At 64.3% G+C, this 19,929-nt stretch carries 13 protein-coding genes; 4 read left to right on the top strand and 9 right to left on the bottom strand.

The genetic code is table 11. The features are described from left to right. The 9 genes from Q0K12_RS10710 to Q0K12_RS10670 form a co-directional block, all read right to left on the bottom strand. A partial coding sequence (locus tag Q0K12_RS10710) for a hypothetical protein (RefSeq protein ID WP_297262799.1) occupies positions 1-211 on the bottom strand: 211 nt, incomplete at its 3' end. 328 nt (positions 212-539) lie between these two features. Beyond that, complete coding sequence (locus Q0K12_RS10705; protein WP_297262797.1) at positions 540-1,730, bottom strand: VWA domain-containing protein; 1,191 nt, start codon at positions 1,728-1,730, stop codon at positions 540-542. 14 nt (positions 1,731-1,744) lie between these two features. Beyond that, positions 1,745-4,096: a DUF5682 family protein gene (locus Q0K12_RS10700; protein WP_297262795.1), complete on the bottom strand. Its 2,352-nt coding sequence runs from the start codon at positions 4,094-4,096 to the stop codon at positions 1,745-1,747. Further along, positions 4,093-5,184, bottom strand: a complete 1,092-nt coding sequence (locus Q0K12_RS10695) for an AAA family ATPase (protein WP_297262793.1) — start codon at positions 5,182-5,184, stop codon at positions 4,093-4,095. The genes Q0K12_RS10700 and Q0K12_RS10695 overlap by 4 nt, the downstream gene beginning before the upstream one ends. A 164-nt stretch (positions 5,185-5,348) precedes the next feature. Then, a complete protein-coding gene (locus Q0K12_RS10690; protein WP_297262792.1) occupies positions 5,349-7,439 on the bottom strand; it encodes a hypothetical protein in 2,091 nt (696 codons plus the stop codon). Positions 7,440-7,625: 186 nt separating this feature from the next. Next, complete coding sequence (locus Q0K12_RS10685) at positions 7,626-9,791, bottom strand: hypothetical protein (protein ID WP_297262790.1); 2,166 nt, start codon at positions 9,789-9,791, stop codon at positions 7,626-7,628. A 41-nt stretch (positions 9,792-9,832) separates the two neighbouring features. Further along, positions 9,833-11,917, bottom strand: a complete 2,085-nt coding sequence (locus Q0K12_RS10680) for a hypothetical protein (protein WP_297262788.1) — start codon at positions 11,915-11,917, stop codon at positions 9,833-9,835. Between the two features lie 26 nt (positions 11,918-11,943). Next, positions 11,944-13,434 (bottom strand): SWIM zinc finger family protein, encoded by a 1,491-nt coding sequence (locus Q0K12_RS10675; RefSeq protein WP_297262786.1) that lies wholly within the window; start codon positions 13,432-13,434, stop codon positions 11,944-11,946. A 406-nt stretch (positions 13,435-13,840) separates the two neighbouring features. Continuing rightward, positions 13,841-14,650, bottom strand: a complete 810-nt coding sequence (locus Q0K12_RS10670) for a phosphoribosylformylglycinamidine synthase subunit PurQ (RefSeq protein WP_297262784.1) — start codon at positions 14,648-14,650, stop codon at positions 13,841-13,843. Between the two features lie 164 nt (positions 14,651-14,814). On the opposite strand from Q0K12_RS10670, the gene Q0K12_RS10665 reads away from it, so the two are divergent. From Q0K12_RS10665 to rapZ, 4 genes are all read left to right on the top strand, one after another. Further along, complete coding sequence (locus tag Q0K12_RS10665) at positions 14,815-16,458, top strand: CTP synthase (RefSeq protein WP_297262782.1); 1,644 nt, start codon at positions 14,815-14,817, stop codon at positions 16,456-16,458. Between the two features lie 276 nt (positions 16,459-16,734). Continuing rightward, positions 16,735-18,165 (top strand): RNA polymerase factor sigma-54, encoded by a 1,431-nt coding sequence (rpoN, locus tag Q0K12_RS10660; protein ID WP_297262781.1) that lies wholly within the window; start codon positions 16,735-16,737, stop codon positions 18,163-18,165. 20 nt (positions 18,166-18,185) lie between these two features. After that, positions 18,186-18,731 carry a ribosome-associated translation inhibitor RaiA gene (raiA, locus tag Q0K12_RS10655; RefSeq protein WP_297262779.1) on the top strand — a complete coding sequence of 182 codons (546 nt, stop codon included), beginning with the start codon at positions 18,186-18,188 and terminating at the stop codon, positions 18,729-18,731. 49 nt (positions 18,732-18,780) lie between these two features. Then, complete coding sequence (gene rapZ, locus Q0K12_RS10650) at positions 18,781-19,692, top strand: RNase adapter RapZ (protein WP_297262777.1); 912 nt, start codon at positions 18,781-18,783, stop codon at positions 19,690-19,692. The last annotated feature ends 237 nt before the right edge of the window (positions 19,693-19,929 follow it).

Below are 19,929 nucleotides of genomic sequence, written 5' to 3'. Positions count from 1 at the left end.
AAAGAGTAGACATGGTAACCTCCGTCTCCATACCTACTCTTTTTTGAAGCGTATGGAAATAATGAGTCCTGACCCTAGCCGATACGCCAGCCGGGCTCTGGGCGGCAGACGGTTCAGGGTCCGTGGCGGCAGCCCCTACGGCGGGAACGGCTGCTGTTTCCACATTCATTGCATGGTTGGGATCACTGAAAGGCTGTTGCACGTCCGACATATACTGTCTCCGTCAGCATACGGGGCAAGCCCGGCTCATGTTGGGGGGAAGAGCGGGAAAGATCTGCGTGGAACGCCTCCTCTGCTTCGGGGGAAGGCACGTGGTCCTCGGGTGAGGCTTTCAAAATTACCTTATCTGTAAAAATCTATATCTTCAAGACCTCCCGGCATCTTTCTCACGCTCCGTCCTGCTTTTTTCCCGGTTTTACAAAAAATAATACATTTACATATCAGCACATTAAAAGAAAAGGATGCTCAGAAGAGCATCCTTCAAAAATATTGTATCAAACAGGCGTCGGCTGGTGCGCCGCATTTTTCCGACATCCGGCTCAGCCCGCCCGGCCGCTCCCCCCTTTTTCGGCAAACAGGGAAGCGATGTCCCGCCCGCGCAGGGCGGCCTCCAGCAGCTGCGGCAAGCGCTCGGGATGGCAGGCAAGGCAGGGGATGCCCAGGGCGGCCACCCGCTTCGCCATATCGGCATTGTAGTAGGGCTTGCCTCCATTGGTCACCGCCAGCAGGCAGACGACCGTCACCCCGGAGCGCCTGAACTCCTCCAGCCGCCGCAGCATGCCCGCCTGATTGCCGCCCTCGTCCAGATCGGAGATGAGGAAAAGCAGCGTGCGGGAAGGCTCTTCCACCAGTTGTCCGCAATAGGCCAGCGAACGTTCGATATCCGTGCCGCCGCCGAGCTGGAAGCCGAACAGCATGTCCACCGGGTCCTCGCAGCGTTCGGTCAGATCCACGACGCTGGTGTCGAAGGCCACCACATGGGTCTTCAGCGCGGCCATGCTCGCCAGCACGCAGGCCACCACCGAGGCATAGATGATGGACTCGCTCATGGAGCCGCTCTGGTCGATGTCCAGGATGACGGTACGGCGATGGGCGGCGATCTGGTTGCGCGCAAAAAAGTAGAAGCGTTCGGGGATGATGATGCCCAGCTCCGGCTGATAGTTCTTGAGGCCGCGGGCAATGGTGGTGCGGTAGTCCAGCGCCGCCGCCGAAGGAATGGGGGAATGCTGCCGCCTGTCCAGGCCCGCCGTCACGGCGCGGCGGACAGCATCCGCCAGCAGGCGGTCGATCTCTTCCACGATGCGACGGATGAAGGCCCGGACGTTCTCCTTGCTGCGCTCGGGTACCTGTTCCATAAGGTTGAGCAGCATGCTCGCCAGGCCCATGTCCGGCTCCAGATCGTCCAGCAGTTCCGGCTCCAGCAGCAGTTGCTTCAGGCCGCAACGCTCCACGGCATCCTCCTGGAGGATGGTGACGAGATCCCTGTTGAAAAGGCTGCGGATGTCCCCCAGCCAGCGGACGAGCCTTGGGCTGGACATCTCCCGTCCCGCGCCGCGTGCGCCGCTCTTGCTGCCGGTGGAAGCGGGTCTGCGCTGGTAGATGGCGTCCAGCGCCTGGTCCATGAGGTCCGCTTCCCCTTGTAGCGCGCAGCAGCCCATGCCTTCGAAGCTCTGCCGGCTTTCCGGCCCCAGAATGAGCCGCCAGCGCAGCAGCCGTGTCGCGTCATCCATGCGCCACCTCCTGCCTACAGGTCGTCAAAGTTGAAGGACTCGATATCCTGCAGCATCTCTTCCGCTTCGCCGCTCAGCGCGGCATTGAGGACCTCGCTGGTCTGCGCGCCGCCAAGTCCCCAGATCTCCGCCAGATTTTCCGCGATGCCGTTCTTTTCCCCGGCGGAAAAATCGGCCAGGGCCCGCCGCAGCACCAGCAACGCCCGTTTGAACTCTTCGTCATCCAGACTGTCGACATACTGCGCGAGATCTTCCCAGAGAGAAAGACATCCCATGAGCGCATGACGGTTGCGCCTGACCAGTCCGGCAAACCAGCCCGCGCCCCTGTCCACCGGCATGCCCGGCGAGAGGCGGCGGCGGACGAGGCGTTGCAGGCGGTCGTCCGGCATCTTGCCGCGCTCCAGCAGGATGGCCGCGGCGAGACCGGACAGGCAGGCGTTGCCCTCGTCCCGTTCCGCCTCGTCGTCCAGCGCCCGCAGCCAGAATTCCTCAGGGAGGAACGCATGGGCCCGCGCCACGCCGTCGAGGCTGTCCATCGCGGACAGGATAGGTTCGGCCGCCTTGTCGTCACAGTCGCAGGCGGCGGAGAGCAGCAGGCAGCAGCGCAGGAAGATCTGTTGCAGCAAAGGCTCCAAAGGCCGCGTATCCATGCGCCGCACATCGCCGAAACGCAACACGAAGGACAAACGGTCTGCCGTGGCCGCCAGATCGCCAAGTTCCGTAGCCTCGATGCTCACGGCCTGAAGTGCGGCGGCGGCACGGTGCAGTTCCGTGCTCATGCCGCAGGAAAAGGCCTCCTCGATGACCGCCGCCACGGCGGCCGGCGATCCGGCCTCGTCCAGCGTCTGCCGGAAGTGGGCGGCCACGGCCTGCCGGATGCTGTTGCCCGTGAGCGACCGCTCCACCAGCTCGATCTCCGTTTCCGGCGTCCAGCGGAGGTTCCAGCCCTCGTCCCGACCCGTGGAACCGTCCCGCAGCATGGCGAAGGAAATGCCCAGCACCCGCAGCCGATGCAGGAAAAAGGAACGCCGCAGACCGAGAAAGGCGGACTTTGCGGACTTGACCCGGCGATTTTCCCGTAGATCGAGGGTCAGTCCCTGCTCGACCGGCGTGCGGAAGCGTTCCAGCTTCAGGTCCCGGAGGCTGCGGTCAAAGTCGTCCTGCAGGCTGGTCCGGCTGACCCGTTCGGGCAGCGTGCCCATCAGCGTGCCGATCTCCGTATCGGCCACGGCCCGGCTGATGCGGGCAAGGCTCCCGCCGCCCAGACAGGTGATCGCGGCGTCGCGCAGATCCGGCAGAGCCGGTACGGCGGAGCCTCGCAGCAGGGCCAGCGCATCGGCCAGCCGTACCGCCTCGATGACGTCGGCCGTCGAGACGGGATGCCCCTCCTGGCGCTGAAAGCGAGCGACGCGGGCCAGATAGGCGCGGGCGTGCCAGCGCGGTTCCTGCCGGTGCAGCCCCTGCCAGATCAGCGACGAGTACGCCGGGGCCTTGGCGCCGGCCCCGTAGCCGGAACGGGAGGAAAGACGGTACGAGGTATAGGGCATGAGCGTGCAGGCCGCGGCGCGGCGCGGCAGGGCCTTCAGCTCCGCATCCGTCAGGGGAGGCACGTTCCGCAGTCCTTCCAGATGATAGGCTCCGGTCACCACTACCATGCGTTCGGCGGGTACGCCCGCCGCCAGGGCCTGCCCTATGACCCGCCGCATATGGGCCTCACGGATGCGCGCCTCGGCATGTTCGTGGCGCGCGCCCCGGTTTTCGGTCTCCTCCCGCAGGCGGAGCTGTTTGCCGTAGGCCGCCGCGCCCAGCCGGTAGCTCTCACCATCGGCGGCATGTTCCAACACGCGCTCCCAGAAGAGCTCATGCGCCTCGCGCTCATCCTTGCCGTCCGGCCTGTTCCCGGTTGTCCCGGCCGTATCCGCCCCGCTTTCGCCGTCCGGCCCGGTCTCGTCCGGCGTCTTCCTTTCCCCGGCAGCCTCCTCCGCGCAGTCCTCCTCCCCCGCTTCGTCACCCGGCTCTTCCTCGATGCCGTCACCCGTCGAAAGGGCCAGGAAGACGTCGGAAGGCAGATCCATAAAGCGGCAGGGCACGTTATGCTCTCGCGCCCAGAGCATGGCCTGATATTCCGGAGAATATTCCGCCAGCGGATACAGCAGGGAACGGACGGGAGGCTCGCGCGTATAGGCCAGCATGGCTATGGGCGGCTGCGTGCCGGAGCGGACGATATCCGGCAGCAGGGGCTCCAGATCGGCGGGGGCCTCCACCAGCACGAGCTGCGGGCGCACGTCATCCAGCAGCCGCCGCAGATGGAAAGCGCCGGCCGGGGACAGATGGCGCACCCCGAAAAAAACAGGTTCCCCGCTCACGGCAGCAGTTCCCGACAGGCGGCGTAAAGCCCGAACCAGCCCTCGCCCCGCTTTTTCATGACGTTTTCCAGATATTCCTTCCAGGCGAGGCTATCCTTGTCATCCTCCTTGATCACGGCCCCTTGCAGCGCGGCGGCCAGATCGATGTCCCCCACCGTGCCGTCGCCGAAGCTGCCCGCCAGCGACATGGAACCGGCCAGCAGGGAAATGGCCTCGGCCGTGGACAGCACGCCGGAAGTGGGCTTGAGCTTCTGGCTGCCGTCCAGCGTCCGCCCCGCGCGCAGTTCGCGGAAGATGGTGCAGACCTTGCGCACGATGTCCTCGGCGGGCAGCGCGGCATTGAGATCCAGATGGCTGGTGAGCTGGGCCACACGGCTTTGCACGATGCGCATCTCCGCTTCCAGACTGGCCGGAGCGGGCAGCACCACGATATTGAAGCGCCGCTTCAGGGCGGAGGACATGTCATTGACGCCCTTGTCCCGCGTGTTGGCCGTGGCGATGAGGGAGAATCCCTTGCGGGCCGGAACGTCAAGGTGCAGCTCCGGGACGCTGACGCGCTTTTCCGACAGCAGGGAAATGAGCGCATCCTGCACTTCGCCGGCGCAGCGGGATATCTCCTCGAAGCGGGCCACGGCCCCGTCTTCCATTGCCCGGTAGACCGGACTTTTGAGCATAGCGCGCTCGGACGGCCCCTCGGCGATGAGCAGGGCATAATTCCAGGAATAACGTATCTGCTCTTCCGTCGTCCCGGCCGTCCCCTGTATGACCCGTGTGGAATCGCCGTTGATGGCGGCGCAAAGGTGTTCGGACAGCCAGCTCTTGGCCGTGCCCGGTTCCCCCGCCAGCAGGAGGGCCCTGTCCGTGAGCAGGGTGGCGATGGCTATCTCCACCAGCCGCTCATTGCCCATGTACTTGGGCGTGATCTCCACATCCCCCACTCTGCCGCCGCAGATGTAGGTGCGCACCGACCACGGCGACATGCGCCAGCCCGTGGGGACGGGGCGGGTCTCGGCGGCCGTCAGCGCCTCCAGTTCGGCCCGGAACATCTGCTCGGCCGGAAGCCGTTGCACATCGGAAGGCTGTTGCATCGTTTGCTCCTTTTCACTTAGCGCATTTTCCGTTTGAAACGCGTCGCGTTCCAAACCATACGGCCTGGCGTTTCGCGGAAAAAAACGCGGTTTTTCCGCTTGGTTTGGGCCGGGCGGCGCTGCGCCGCCGCCTCGCATTTTGCCTTTTTCAACGGCAAGATGCTCTATGCCCGGTCGGACGCGGCCTTGCGGGAACGGGCGGCGACAAAACGCCGAAACTCGTCCAGCGTTTTCTCCACATCCGCATAAATGGTCTTCTCGTCACTGCTGTGTTTCAGCCGAAGCTCTCCCCGGCGCAGCAGATCAAGACAGGCCTCCATCTCTTCAAGAAAGATGTCAGGCGCGATATACCGCATATAGAGCGACATGCGGCCTATATCATCCTCGTCGATGCCGTGCCTGCGGAAAAACTTTTGCAGCAGACCGCGCATGTCCCGCTTCCCGCAACAGGCGAGCCAGATCAGTATTGTGTGGGGAATGAGAATGAGGTTGCCATCCGTCCGCTCCATCCACGTCGCAAAGATCTGGGCCATGCGTTCGCAGTGTTGCGGATCGCCCAGATCAAGCAGCAGAAAGGCAAGACGACACATGCCGTCGGCCGGAAGGGACTTGCCCGAGGCCGTCATGGCCTCCAGCCAGCGAAAGTCCAGCGGCTCGGCAAAGGGACGGGACTCGACCTCGCTCCTTTTCGTGACGTCGCTGCTCCAGGATGGCCGGAATCCCCGGCAGCCGCGCCGCTCGAGGTGCTCGATCCATGTTTCCGCCGTTATCGGCTGGAAGACGCCATCAAGATCATAATATCCCTTCTCTCCGTACAACGGCGTAACATAACCGTACGCCAGTTCATAACGAGGATAGCTGACCTCGATCTCCATGAAGGCATCGTGGAGGATCTGCTTGCCTTTCCCCTTCAGCTGGCTGCGCGCAAAGCCGTGCGGGGCAAGCAGGCGCTTTGCCGCTTCATAGGCTTCGGCCGCCGGGCGCAAGAGCAGCATGCCCGTCAGATAGGGGATGACGAAAAGGAAAGAAGCCGACCTCGTCAGCTCTTCGGCCAGGGCGAGCAAGCCCTCGTCCGGCTGCCGCAGGATGGCCTCCCGCAGCGTGAGGGCCACGGCTGCGGAAAACGGGCGGCCGTCGTGCAGCTTCGTTCCCAAACGTACCCGCTTGTGCCTCAGCCAGAGCCGCTCATCCAACGTCGTCCCCAGCGCGGCCATGCGGCGGTACGCCTCGCAGACAGCCGGGCCGGTCTTGCCGGGCAGGGCATAGAAGGCTTCCTGGATGGCCTGCACCTCTTTCTCACCGGGAGTGCAGGCGGCATCCGCCACCAGCGGCGCAAGCAGGCGCTCCAGCTCCTGGGCCACCAGCTCACCGGCTTCCTGACCGCCGCAGACGAATTCCAGCGACGCCATGACCTGCCGCGGCTGCCTGGGCAGCAGCTCACGGAAATAGGCCCAGGCGGCGGGATCGTCCATGCGCGCCAGCGCCCAGCGCGCCATTTCCCCGAGCTTGCCCTTTTCCGTGCGGCACAGTTCCAGCAGACGGGCCGTATTGCCCTTGTCGTGCCGCAGGGCATAAATCAGCTCACTGCGGACGGCCGCGCGCCCGCCTCTGTCCAGTTGCGCGCAGTAAAAATCATTGGCGGCCGCGCCCAGCGCCCAGTCCAGGACCTTGACCCGCCAGGCCATATCTTTCCCGCCGGCGGGATCGAAGCCCTCCGCCAGCAGCGGCAGGAGGTTCTCCCCCGCCTCGGCCAGCCATTCCACCAACTTGACCGTCAGCGCGGAAGACTCGGCCAGTCCCTGCCGCAGGAAGCCGTAAAGGCGGTACTCGCGGAAGAGCTCCGGCCGCAGCTCCGGGGACGCCCACAGACTTTCCGGAGAACGCTTGCCGGACTTGCCCGCCCCCTCCCGGAGGGAACCCAACATGGAATACGGCACGTCCGCCACGATCCCGCCCTGCCCGGCGAGCTCCACCGGCCCCGCCTCGCCCGGCACGGCCACGGCCGCCTGCGTGCAGGCCAGCGCATCGGCCAGGGTCAGGGCCTCCAGCAGGACGGCCGCCCGCCCCTCGTCCTCCGGCGCGCGGAGCTTGCGGACGAGATCGCCCAGCTTGCGGAAGACCGGCGCGGCCGCCTCCAGCGGGGCAAGGGCCTCACAGGCCTGCGCCAGTCGGGCATCGCCGGGGCAGGACGCGGCGCCGGCCAGCGCGGCGGCATGCAAGCGCTGTTGCAGAACGAACAAGGGGGAAATGTCCATGTCACCCTCTCCTCCATCATGCCCTGCGGGCCGTATGCGTTTAGCGCGTTTTGCCTTTTTCAAAGGCAAAACGCGAGGTGGCGTCACAGCGCCGCCCGGTCGAAACCAAGCGGAAAAACAGAGCTTTTTCCACGAATCACCGGGCCGTAGGGTTTGAAACGCAAAGCTTTTCAAACTGGAACTGCTCTAAGACTGGGCGGAGATGCTGCTCCGGAGGTCGCGCAGGTGCAGTTCCACCCATCCGCACATCGTTTCTCTGGCATCACCGCTCGGTTGCAGTTCCCCCTGGCGCAGCAGCTCCCGGCAGTGTTCCAGCTCCTCAAGGCATGTCCGCGGCGCGATATGCCCCATTATGTAAACCATGCGGCCAACCGTCAGTATGCTCATGCCGCCACGCCGGAACCAGAGCTCCATGAGCCCCTTGAAATCCGTCCAGCCGCAGAAGTGCATCCAGACAAGAGCCTGAACGGCGCGTATATCCAGGCCGGTCTGCGACCCGCCTGCAGACTCGCCGCTCCCCTCGCTCCGGAGCTTCCGCATCCAGGTCTGCATGACCTGTCCCAGCCGAGAGCTGACGGAGAGCTCGTTACTCTCCTCGTCCAGCATCCTCCGCATCCAGCCATGCCAGAACCGTCCCAGCCGGGCGCAGCAGGAGGCATCTCCCAGATCGGCCAGCCAGGACATCAGACGGCATGTCTCCACATCGGCCTCCGGTGACATCATGCCCTCCAGCCAGCGAGCATCCAGCGGCTCGGCAAAGGGTCTGAAGACCGTCAGCCTGCGTTTCAGAGACTCGCTCCACCACCATGCCGTGTAGCCGCGGCAGCCGCGCTTCTCTATTTTCCCGACAGCCCAATCCGGATCATAACGATACGTATCAAAACGGGTCGCCATATCGTAGCGGGCAAAGCTCCTGTCGAAATGACCGCATGCCTGGCTGTAGCGGGCATGGCTCATCTCAAGATCCGCAACATCGAAAATACGCTGCAGGAGAGCCCTCCCCTCTTCCGTCAGCTTGCCGCGCGCAAAGCCGTACGGGGCAAGCAGGCGCTCCGCCGCTTCATAGGCTTCGGCCGCCGGGCGCAAGAGCAACATACCCGTCAGATAGGGGATGACGAAAAGGGAAGAAGCCGTCCGCATCAGCTCTTCGGCCAGGGCCAGCAAGCCCTCGTCCGGCCGCCGCAGGATGGCCTCCCGCAGCGTGAGCACCACCGCGCCACGGAACGCGTGTCCCTCTTTGTCCGGCCCCGCATCGACGAATTTGTGCCGCAGGTGAAGCCGCTCATCCAGCCTATCTCCCAGCGCGGCCATGCGACGGTACGCCTCGCAGACAGCCGGGCCGGTCTTGCCGGGCAGGGCATAGAAGGCTTCCTGGATGGTCTGTTTTTCCTCTTCGCTGGGGATATGGGCGGCATCCGTCACCAGCGGCGCAAGCAGGCGCTCCAGCTCCTGGGCCACCAGTTCGCCGGCTTCCTGACCTCCGCAGGCAAATTCCAGCGACGCCATGACCTGTCGCGGCTGCTTCGGCAGCAACGCACGGAAATAGGCCCAGGCGGCGGGATCGTCCATGCGCGCCAGCGCCCAGCGCGCCATAGCCGCCAGCTTGCCCTTTTCCGTGCGGCACAGCTCCAGCAGGCGGGCCGTATTGCTCTTGTCGTGCTGCAAGGCATAGATCAGCTCCGCGCGGACCGCCGCGCTCCCGCCCCTGTCCAGCTGCGCGCGGTAAAAGTCATTGGCGGCCGCGCCCAGCCCCCAGTCCAAGACCTTGACGCGCCAGGCCATCTCCTTCCCGCCGCCGGGATCGAAGCCCTCCTCCAGCAGAGGCAGGATGTCCTCGTCCTTGGCGGCCAGCCATTCCACCAGGTCTTTCGCGTAGCCCCCCTGCGCCGCCAGCCCCTGCCGCAGGAAGCCGTAAAGGCGGTACTCGCGGAAGGACTCCGGCCGCAGCTCCGAGGACGCCCACAGGCGCTCCGGGGAACTCTTGCGGGCCGTGGCCATATCTTCCCGGAAAGACGCCAGCACGGAGTACGGCACGTCCGCCACGGTCCCGCCCCGTCCCTCTGGCGTCAGCGCTTCCGCCTCGCCCGGCACGGCCACGGCCGCCTGCGTGCAGGCCAGCGCATCGGCCAGGGTCAGGGCCTCCAGCAGGACGGCGGCCCGCCCCTCGCCCTCCGGCGCGCAAAGCGTGCGGACAAGATCGCCCAGCTTGCGAAAGACCGGCGCGACCGCCTCCAGCGGGGCAAGGGCCTCACAGGCCTGGGCCAGCCGGGCATCGCCGGGACAGGAAGCGGCCCCGGCCAGCGCCGCGGCATGCAGACGCCGCCGCAAAACGAACAAAGGGGAAATGTCCATGCGTTCCTCTCCTTCGCATCATACCCGGCGGGCCGTACTTTTCAGGAACGGGCGGCCATGCCGCGCCGGACATCGCTCATGTACTGCTCCATCCTTCGGCACAGCCCTTCTTTTCTCGTGTACGTCGGATCCAGTTCCCCCCGGCGCAGCAGCTCCAGACAGTGTTCCATCTCTTCCAGGAAGGTCTGCGGTGCGATATGCCCCATCATGCGGACAAAAAAATCTCCCGCGAACGAGCTCATGCCGAAACGACGGAAACAGAGCTCCAGCAGCCCCGTGAAGTCCGTCCAGCCGCAACAATACATCCAGGCGGGGGCCGGCAGGACTTCAGGCAGCATGAACGGCGGGTAAGCCCGTTCCGCGGGCTTTCCCCCGTCCAGTCCCTTCAGCATCCAGGCATGCCAGAAGCGGGACAGCCGGGCGCAGCATGAGGCATCCCCCAGATCGGCCAGCCAGAACATCAGACGGCATGTCACTACAGTGGCTTCCGGCACCATCATGGCCTCCAGCCAGCGGAAGTCCAGCGGTTCGGCAAAGGGTCTGAATACCGACAGCCTGCGCTCCAGAGACTCGCTCCACCACCAGGGCATAAAGCCGCGGCACGCGCGTTTCTCCATCTTCCCGACAGCCCAATCCGGATCCTGTCGATAGGTATCGAGGCGGGTCGATCTGTTGTCGGGGCCGAAGTTCTGGTCAAAATACCCGCGCGACCGGCTGTAGCGGGCATGGCTCAGCTCGACGTCGAAAAAGATCCGGCACAGCGCGTCATTTCCGTATTCCGTCAGGGTGCCGCGCGCAAAACCTTCCGGGGCAAGCAGGCGCTCCGCCGCTTCGTAGGCTTCGGCTGCCGGACGCAGAAGCAACATGCCCGTCAGATAGGGGATGACAAAAAGGTCGGAGGCCGACTCCGTCAGCTCTCCGGCCAGGGCGAGCAGGCCCTCGTCCGGCTGCCGCAGGATGGCCTCCCGCAGCATGAGCGCCACCGCGATCTGGAAGGAGAAGCCCTCGCAGTCCGGCTTCCAATTATACGAATTGTGCCGCAGGCGGAGCCGGTCATCCAGCGACGTCCCCAGCGCGGCCATGCGGCGGTAGGACTCGCAGACAGCCGGGCCGGTCTTGCCGGGCAGGGCAAAGAAGGCTTGCTGGATGTCCTGTACCTCTTTCTCGTCGGGGATGCGGGCGGCATCCGCCACAAGGGGCGCAAGCAGGCGCTCCAGCTCCTGGGCCACCAGTTCGCCGGCTTCCTGACCTCCGCAGGCAAATTCCAGCGACGCCATGACCTGCCGCGGCTGATTCGGCAGCAGCGCGCGGAAATAGGCCCAGGCGGCGGGATCGTCCATGCGTGCCAGCACCCAGTGCGCCATGGCGGCCGGCTTGCCCTTTTCCGTGCGGCACAGTTCCAGCAGGCGGGCCGTATTGCCCCTGTCGTGCCGCAGGGCATAAATCAGCTCCGTACGGACGGCCGCGCGCGCCCCCCTGTCCAGTTGCGCGCAGTAAAAATCATTGGCGGCCGCGCCCCGCACCCAGTCCAGAATCTTGACCCGCCAGGCCATTTCTTTCCCGCCGCGGGGATCGAAGCCATCCTCCAGCAGCGGCCGGATATCCTCTCCCCTGGCGCCCAGCCATTCCACGATGTCTTTCGCGTAGCCCCCCTGCGCCGCCAGCCCTTTCCGCAGGAAGCCGGACAGGCGGTACTCGCGGAAAAATTCCGGCCGCAGCTCCGGGGACGCCCACAGGCGTTCCGGGGAACTCTTGCGGGCCGTGACCATATCTTCCCGGAAAGACGCCTGCACGGAATGCGGGATGTCCGCCATGAGCCCGCCCCAGGACACGGCGGGCTCCATCGGCCTCAGCTCGCCCGGCACGGCGACGGCCGCCTGCGTGCAGGCCAGCGCATCGGCCAGGGTCAGGGCCTCCAGCAGGACGGCGGCCCGCCCCTCACCCTCCGGCGCGCAAAGCGTGCGGACAAGATCGCCCAGCTTGCGAAAGACCGGCGCGACCGCCTCCAGCGGGGCAAGGGCCTCACAGGCCTGGGCCAGCCGGGCATCGCCGGGACAGGATGCGGCGCCGGCCAAAGCGGCGGCATGCAGACGCTGCCGCAAAACGAACAAAGGGGAAATGTCCATGCTGTTCCTCCATGCTTGACGTCGAATCAGTACAGCAGGCGGGCAATGGCCCTGTCCGTCACGATGCTGAGCGGCTGCATCTTCATGCGGCCGGCGGCGGCATCATACCAGATGGCCCCCAGCAGGCACTGATCTTCCCACAGGGTGGCATCAGGGAGCAGCGGCAGCCAGGCCGTACTGCCGGCAAGCTCCTTGCGGATGCCGCCTTCCAGGCCGGGCATGTCTTCCAGAAGGATGGTGTCGCCCTGCGGATCGACGAGGACGAAGGACTCGCCCACCTTGCCGATGCGGGCAAAGCGCAGCAGACGAAAAAGCGGCGGCTCGAACAGGGGATTCTTGAGCAGATCCTTGGCGGCCTTGACCTCCGGGGCAAGGGCCGGGGCGGCCAACTCGCGCAGGCGCCGCCTGTCCGCCTCGCTGACGGGCTGGATGTCCGCGCTTTCCCAGCGCACGCGCGGATTGCCCTCGCCGGGATAACAGACGATCTTCGGCGCATGCGCCACGCCGAACGTGCTGTCCTCCGCCTTGAGCCGCTTCCTGAGGGTAAAGGGACGGTAGCCGTAGGTCATGACGATGTCGCCCTTGTCCAGATCGGCCCAGCAGGCCGTATCCACGAACTCTTCGCGGGCATCGTCCTGGCGCACCCAGAAGGCCAGCTGGACAAGGCGCACGTTTTCGCGGGTCAGACCAAGCTCCTCCAGCTCGCTGAACTTCCAAACGCCGCCCAGCTCTTCAAAAAGCGGGCTGGCATCCCGCTCCACAACGCCGCCGGCCAGTTTTTCTTCCAGATACTGGCGGGATTTGCGAATCAGCGCCCAGAGCTTCTCCAGCGTACCCAGCATGCGGTCGTTGGCCTGGTCATCCCCCCGAGCCTCCCGCGCCTCGGCATCCAGCACCAGACGGCGTATCAGGCGGCGAGGACCGGGCAGATAGTGATTCTCAAGCTCTTTCGCCAGATTGCGGCAGGTTTCCAGCATTGCCCCGTTCAGGCTGCCCAGGCCGCCGTCCATGATGCTCCGCACCAGCGCTTCGGTCTTCTCCAGCCCCTCAAGCTGGGTCCGCAACTTCTTTGCCTGCGCGGCGGTCGTGGTCGCATTTTTTTTACTGGCCTTTTTGGCGGCGCTCTTCTTCGTCTCCTTGCCGTCTCCGGCCTCGTCCGCCGTCTCGGCAGCCTTGCCTCCCCGCCGGGCCCGCTTTTTCAGGATATCCTGCGGGATCTCCATTTCCGCAAAGGGCTTGCCCTCCAGTATCTCGAACAGCAAGGCCAAACAATGCTTGCAGGGGTGCTGACGGCTGGGGCAGGTGCAGCGCAGCACCGGGCTCGCCCCTTCCGAAAAGTCCGCGGACGTGATGTAGGGCTTGCTCCCGCTGCCGCGGCATTCCCCCTGATAGAACGTGCCGTCCGCCGATCTCCCCAGCTGGCTGAAATCTCCGCTCCGGGAAATGCCGCGCCCGTTGCTCAGCGCATTCTCATTGGGCGCCAGTGCGGCGATCTGCTGTTCCGTCAGTGAAGCCATGCATCCCTCCTTATGATCGCCCCAGCGAAAACGATCCTCCGCGGCAAGCCGCCCTGTAACGCATGCCCTGCTCTGGAGCTTTGGCAGAGCCACGACAATAATTTAACTTTACTAGATATTTTTAAACAGGCGCTCTGTCAAGCCGAAACAGGCGTTCTCCCACTTTTACGCTGAATCGCATGCTAAAATACCGCGTATCTTTTCGGCATGTGCCGCACGCCCTCGCATGTAACGCGCTCCGCACAGTGCGGCAGTGCAATCAAGAAATGTGGCACGTTGTCCGTACACAAGAAAAAAAAACGGCCCGCGGACGGAAGAGTCCACGGGCCGTATGGCTGCAAGGAACGCTGTTGCGTTGTACGCATGCTTGCCGGATGGCGCGGGCCGCCCTTACCGGCAGCCGCCATCAAAGGTTACGCAAATAGTTCACGGCATTGACGAAGAGCATGGTGCCGGGCGCGTCCACCTCGCCGCGCGTCCAGGCCGGATGATTGGTGACGTGATGGAAGGCTTCGGGATGCGGCATGAGGCCCAGCACCCGGCCGCTGGGGTCGGTCAGCCCGGCGATGCCCAGCGGGGAGCCGTTGGGATTGAGGGGGTATTCCTGCGTGGGCTGGCCGGTGGCGGGGTCGGCATATTGCAGGGCGATGAGGTTCTCGTCCTGCAGCCGCTGGAGCGTCGCCGCATCGCGGGTCACGAGCTTGCCCTCGCCGTGCCGCACCGGCATGGCCAGCATGCCGAGGCCGCGCGTGAACACGCAGGGACTTTTTTCATTGGGGCGCAGGCTGACCCAGCGGTCCTCGTAGCGGGCGGAATCGTTATGACTGAGCGAGACCTGCCGCTCGAAGCGCGCGCCGTCCAGCGAGGGCAGCACGCCCAGCTTGACCAGCAGCTGGAAGCCATTGCAGATACCCAGCACGAGCTTGCCGTCATCCAGGAAGCGGGTCAGGCTCTCGAGCAGGGGCGTGCCCGCCTCATCCACGAGGTAGCGCCAGCGCAGGCTGGCCGTCTGCGCCGCGCCGAGGTCGTCGCCGTCCAGGAAGCCGCCGGGAAAGATCAGGAAATGGTAGTCCGCCAGCCGCACCCGGGCCGTCACGATATCCGAAAAATGCACCACGTCCGCCCTGTCCGCTCCGGCAAGACGCGCGGCATGCGCCGTTTCAAGATGGGAATTGGTGCCGTAGCCCGTAATGACCAAGGTATTGACAGCGCCCATGCGGCCTAGCCTCCTCGAAGGGACAAGTTTCCTGTGGTGAAAGGGAATTCACATTACGTTTTGTGTGCTGCATAGTCAATGCTAGCCAGCGTGCCGGACTTTGGTTATATCCTGTCAGGATGAACATGTGCGTGGGGCGCGCAGCCATTGCCCCGGAGGAGACTATGAAAACGAAATACATTTTTGTGACGGGCGGTGTGCTTTCCTCGCTGGGCAAGGGACTGGCGGCGGCCTCTCTGGGCGCGCTGCTCCAGACGCGCGGCCTGACCGTCACCATCCAGAAGCTCGATCCCTACATCAACGTGGACCCCGGCACCATGAACCCCTTCCAGCACGGCGAGGTCTTCGTGACCGACGACGGGGCCGAGACCGACCTCGACCTCGGCCACTACGAGCGCTACCTCAATGTGCCCATGTCCCGGAAGAACAACACCACCTCCGGGGCCATCTACAACAACGTCATCGCCAAGGAACGGCGCGGGGACTATCTGGGCGGCACCGTGCAGGTGATCCCCCACATCACCGACGAGATCAAGAACAAGATCCTCTCCCTTGCCGAAGGGGATCAGGCGCCGGATGTGGCCATCATCGAGATCGGCGGCACGGTGGGCGACATCGAGGGCCTTCCCTTCCTTGAGGCCATCCGCCAGCTGCGGACGGAACTGGGCCGGGACAACTGCCTCAACATCCACCTGACCCTCGTCCCCTACCTGAAGGCGGCGGGCGAGCACAAGACCAAGCCCACCCAGCACAGCGTCAAGGAATTGCTCTCCATCGGCATCCAGCCGGACATCATCCTCTGCCGCTGCGAGCAGAGCATCCCCGCGGAGATGCGCCGCAAGATCGCCCTGTTCTGCAATGTGGATCAGGACGCCGTGTTCTGCTCGGTGGATGTGGACAACATCTATGAAGTGCCTCTGCGCTTCTATGAGGAAGGCTTCGACCAGAAGGTGGCCATCATGCTGCGCCTGCCCGCGCGCAACGCCAATCTGGAAAACTGGAAAAAGCTCGTCTACGATTGCGCCCACCCGCAGGGCAAGGTCACCATCGCCATCGTAGGCAAATACGTTGACCTCAAGGAAGCCTACAAAAGCCTGCACGAGGCCCTCATCCATGCCGGCATAGCCAACCGGGTGGCCGTGGAGCTGCGCTACGTCAACTCCGAGAACGTGGACGCCGACAACGCCCGCGCCACCTTTGAAGGCTGCGACGGCATCCTTGTGCCCGGCGGCTTCGGCTACCGCGGCGTGGAGGGCAAGATAGAGGCCATCCGCTTCGCGCGGGAGAACAATATCCCCTTCTTCGGCATCTGCCTCGGCATGCAGTGCGCCGTCATCGAGTTCGCCCGCCACAAGGCCGGGCTGGAAGACGCCAATTCCGAAGAGTTCAACCCGCTTTCCGACCATAAGGTCATCTACCTCATGACCGAATGGTTCGACTTCCGCACCAAGCATCTGGAAAAGCGCAATACCGCCAGCGACAAGGGCGGCACCATGCGCCTCGGAGCCTATCCCTGCAAGATCCTGCCCGGCACCCATGCCGCCGCGGCCTACGGCAAGGACATGGTGGAGGAACGCCACCGCCACCGCTACGAATTCAATAACGCCTTCCGGGACATCCTCGCCCAGAAGGGCATGGTCTTCAGCGGGCTGGCCCCGGACGACTCCCTGGTGGAGATCGTGGAACTGCCGGATCACCCCTGGTTCGTGGGCTGCCAGTTCCACCCCGAATTCAAGTCCCGCCCCATGCATGCCCATCCCCTTTTCCGGGATTTCATCGGCGCGGCCAAGAAGCGGGCCGCCGGCTAGGGGCTGTTGACGCGCTGCTCTGTTGGAGCCCGTCAACACTATTCGTTGCCTGTTTGGGGGAAGAGGGACCCGCTCCCGCGCCGGCGGGAGCGGCTTCCCTTCTCCCCCATGTCCCCCCCTCCCCACCCCAGCGCGCTTTTGCCGCTCGACGGCCGACTAGCGCGGAGGAAGTACGCCCCGGCAACGTTCGGCAGTTCGGGCTGTTGCAAGTTTTTGTGACCTATGGCATGGTATTTGTAACAAAAAACAGGTTGTAAAAAGGGATACCGGCTCTCTATGGCATTGGAACTTCGGCAGCAGCTCAAGCTTTCGCAGCAACTGCGCATGACGCCACAGCTGCAGCAGGCCATCAAGCTGCTGCAGCTTTCCCGGGTGGAACTGATGGAGACCGTCCAGCAGGAACTGATGGAAAATCCCTTTCTGGAAGAGAGTGAAAACATCCCGCTGACGGACAGTCAGGCGCCGGAAGAAACCCGCTCTTCCCGCGAGGACGATACGGCCTATGACGCGGACCTGTCCCGCAATGCCGACTGGGAAGACTACCTTGGCGAATTCGCCAGCACGCCCCGGCTCGTGCAGCCCCGGGAGCATGAGCTCCCGGAAGAGCTCTCCCCGCTGGAAGCCCGCTATGCCGCCAAGCCCTCGCTGGAGAGCCACCTCATGTGGCAGCTGCGCCTCTCCACGCTGGACGACCGCCAGAAGGAGATCGGCGAGGCCATCATCGGCAACCTCTCCTCTTCCGGCTATCTTCAGGCCAGCGTGCAGGATGTGGCGGAACTGACCAGCGCCACCCCCGCGGAAGTGGAGGCCGTGCTTGAGCGCATCCACTTTTTCGATCCCGTGGGCGTCGCCGCCCGCGATGCCCGGGAGTGTCTGCTCATCCAGCTGCGCAACCTGAACTATGACCGGGATCCCATCCTCAAGGAGCTGGTGGAATACCATCTGGAAGATCTGGAGGCACACCGCTACAAGCCGCTTTTGCGCAAGTTCCGCCTGGATATGGACACGCTGCGCGAATATCTGGACATCATCCAGAGCCTCGACCCCCTGCCGGGCGCGAGCTTCGGCGGCGGCGAGCCCACCTATGTCAGCCCGGACGTCTACGTCTACAAAATGGGGGATGAATTCGTCATCCTCCTCAACGAGGACGGCCTGCCGCAGCTGCAGATGTCCGAACTGGCCAAGGTGGACATAGACTGCGAGAACAGCGCGGAAAAGGAATACTGCGCCGACAAGATCCGCGCGGCCTCCTGGCTCATCAAGAGCCTCTATCAGCGGCAGCGCACCCTCTACAAGGTCATGGAAAGCATCGTGCGCCACCAGCGGCCCTTCTTCGAGTACGGCGTCACCCACCTTGCGCCGCTCATCCTCAAGGATATCGCCGACGACATCGGCATGCACGAATCCACGGTCAGCCGCATCACCACCAGCAAATATGCCGCCACGCCGCACGGCATCTTTGAGCTGAAGTTCTTTTTCAACAGCGGTCTGGAACTGGATGACGGCAGTCAGGTCGGTTCCGAGAGCGTGAAGGCGCTCATCAAGAAATTCATTTCCGAAGAGGACCCGCGTTCCCCCCTGAGCGACGAGCGCCTGGGCGAGATGCTCAAGGATCACCTCAAGGTGACCATCGCGCGGCGTACCGTCGCCAAGTACCGTACGGCTCTGGATATTCCCTCGTCCTCAAAGCGCAGGGAACACTTCTAACCCCTACTCCCGGAGGCCATATGAACATTTCCTTTGCCTTCAAGAACTTTGACGCGTCCGATCATCTCAAGAAGTATGCCCGCCGCCGCATGGAAAAGCTGGGGCGCTTCTTCGGCAAGTCCTCCGGTCTGGAAGTGGCCGTGGTGCTGACCGTGGACAAGTTCCGGCACCGCTGCGAAGTGACCGTGTCCGGCGAAGGGCTGCATATCAACGCCTCGGAGCAGACTTCCGACATGTACGCCGCCATCGACCTTGTGACCGACAAGGTGGAGGCCCAGATCAAGAAGCAGGTCTCCCGCGTGAAGGAGCAGCGCCGCAAGGCCCGCAACGCGGACGTGGACGTCTTCACCTACAACCTTGAGGCCCAGCCCGACGAAGACGTGCAGGCCGACGTGGTGGGCACGGACCGCTTCGCGCCCAAGCCCCTCCATCTGGACGAGGCGCTCATGCAGCTTGAGAACGTGGGAGGCGACTTCCTCGTCTTCATCAACGCCGAAACGACGCGCGTCAACGTGGTCTACCGGCGGCGCACCAGCGGCTTCGCCCTCATCGACCCTGTCCTCTAGCAGCGCACAGGCCCCCGCAAGGGGGCCTTTTCACCTTGTGAGCTCTCCCATGACTACGCCCCCCGCCGACATCAGCGCCGAGACCCCTCGCGTGTCCAGCTCCGTCTGCATCGTCACCGGCTTGTCCGGCGCCGGCAAGAGCACCGCGCTCGGCGTCTTTGAGGATCTGGGCTACTTCACGGTGGACGGACTGCCCGCGGCCCTCGCGCCGGATATGGTCGCCCTGATGACCCGCCCGTCCATGAGCCGTTACAAGGGCATGGCGCTGGGCATGGACATCCGGCAGAGCGCCTTTCTGGAAGACATCAATATGGCGTTGTCGCAGATGACGGGCGACGGCTACCGGCCCATGCTGCTCTTTCTTGAGGCCACACCGCATGAGCTGATGCGCCGTTACGCCACCACGCGCCGTCCGCACCCGCTGGAGCGGGAAGGCCTCGGCCTGGAGGAGGCCCTTGCCGCCGAGCGCGAGCGGCTGGCCCCCCTGCGCGAGTCCGCGGATCTGGTGGTGGACACCAGCCGCTTTTCCATCCACGATCTGCGCCGGGCCATCCAGAAACGCTGGCGCGCCAAGGAAAAGCTGCGCGCCATCCGCGTCAACGTCCTTTCCTTCGGCTACAAGTACGGCGTCCCCCGGGAAGCGGACATGGTCTTTGACATGCGCTTTCTGCCCAACCCCTACTTTGAGGCCGCCCTGCGCCCCCTGTCCGGCAAGGACAAGGCCGTGGCGGACTACGTCCTGCAGTCGTTCGGCGCACAGGAATTTTTTCAGAAACTGCGGGATCTGCTGTTTTTCATGCTGCCGCTCATGGAATCCGAGGGGCGCTACCGCGTCAGCATCGCCATCGGCTGCACCGGCGGGCGTCACCGCTCGGTCGCCGTGGCCGAGGAGCTGACCCAGGCCCTGCGGCAAGCTGACTATACGGCCACGGTGGAGCATCGCCATCTTGAACTTGGCTGAAAAAGCTGGCACGCTGTGTAGAGCATTTTGCCTTTGAAAAAGGCAGAATGCGAGGCGGCGGCACAGCGCCGCCCGGCCCAAAGTGAGCGGAAAAACCGCGCTTTTTCCGCGAAACGACAAGCCGTATGGTTGGAAACGCGAAGCGTTTCAAACTGAAAATGCTCTAGGGTCAGGACTCATTAAAGGTAAAAAATGACAATGGCAGCAATATGGATTGCCGAAAGGAATGTATGGGCA

It is taken from the genome of uncultured Desulfovibrio sp., from assembly GCF_944324525.1.
Lineage (GTDB): Bacteria > Desulfobacterota > Desulfovibrionia > Desulfovibrionales > Desulfovibrionaceae > Desulfovibrio.
Note: the sequence above shows the minus strand (reverse complement) of the source record. Positions and strands in the feature narration are given on the sequence as shown.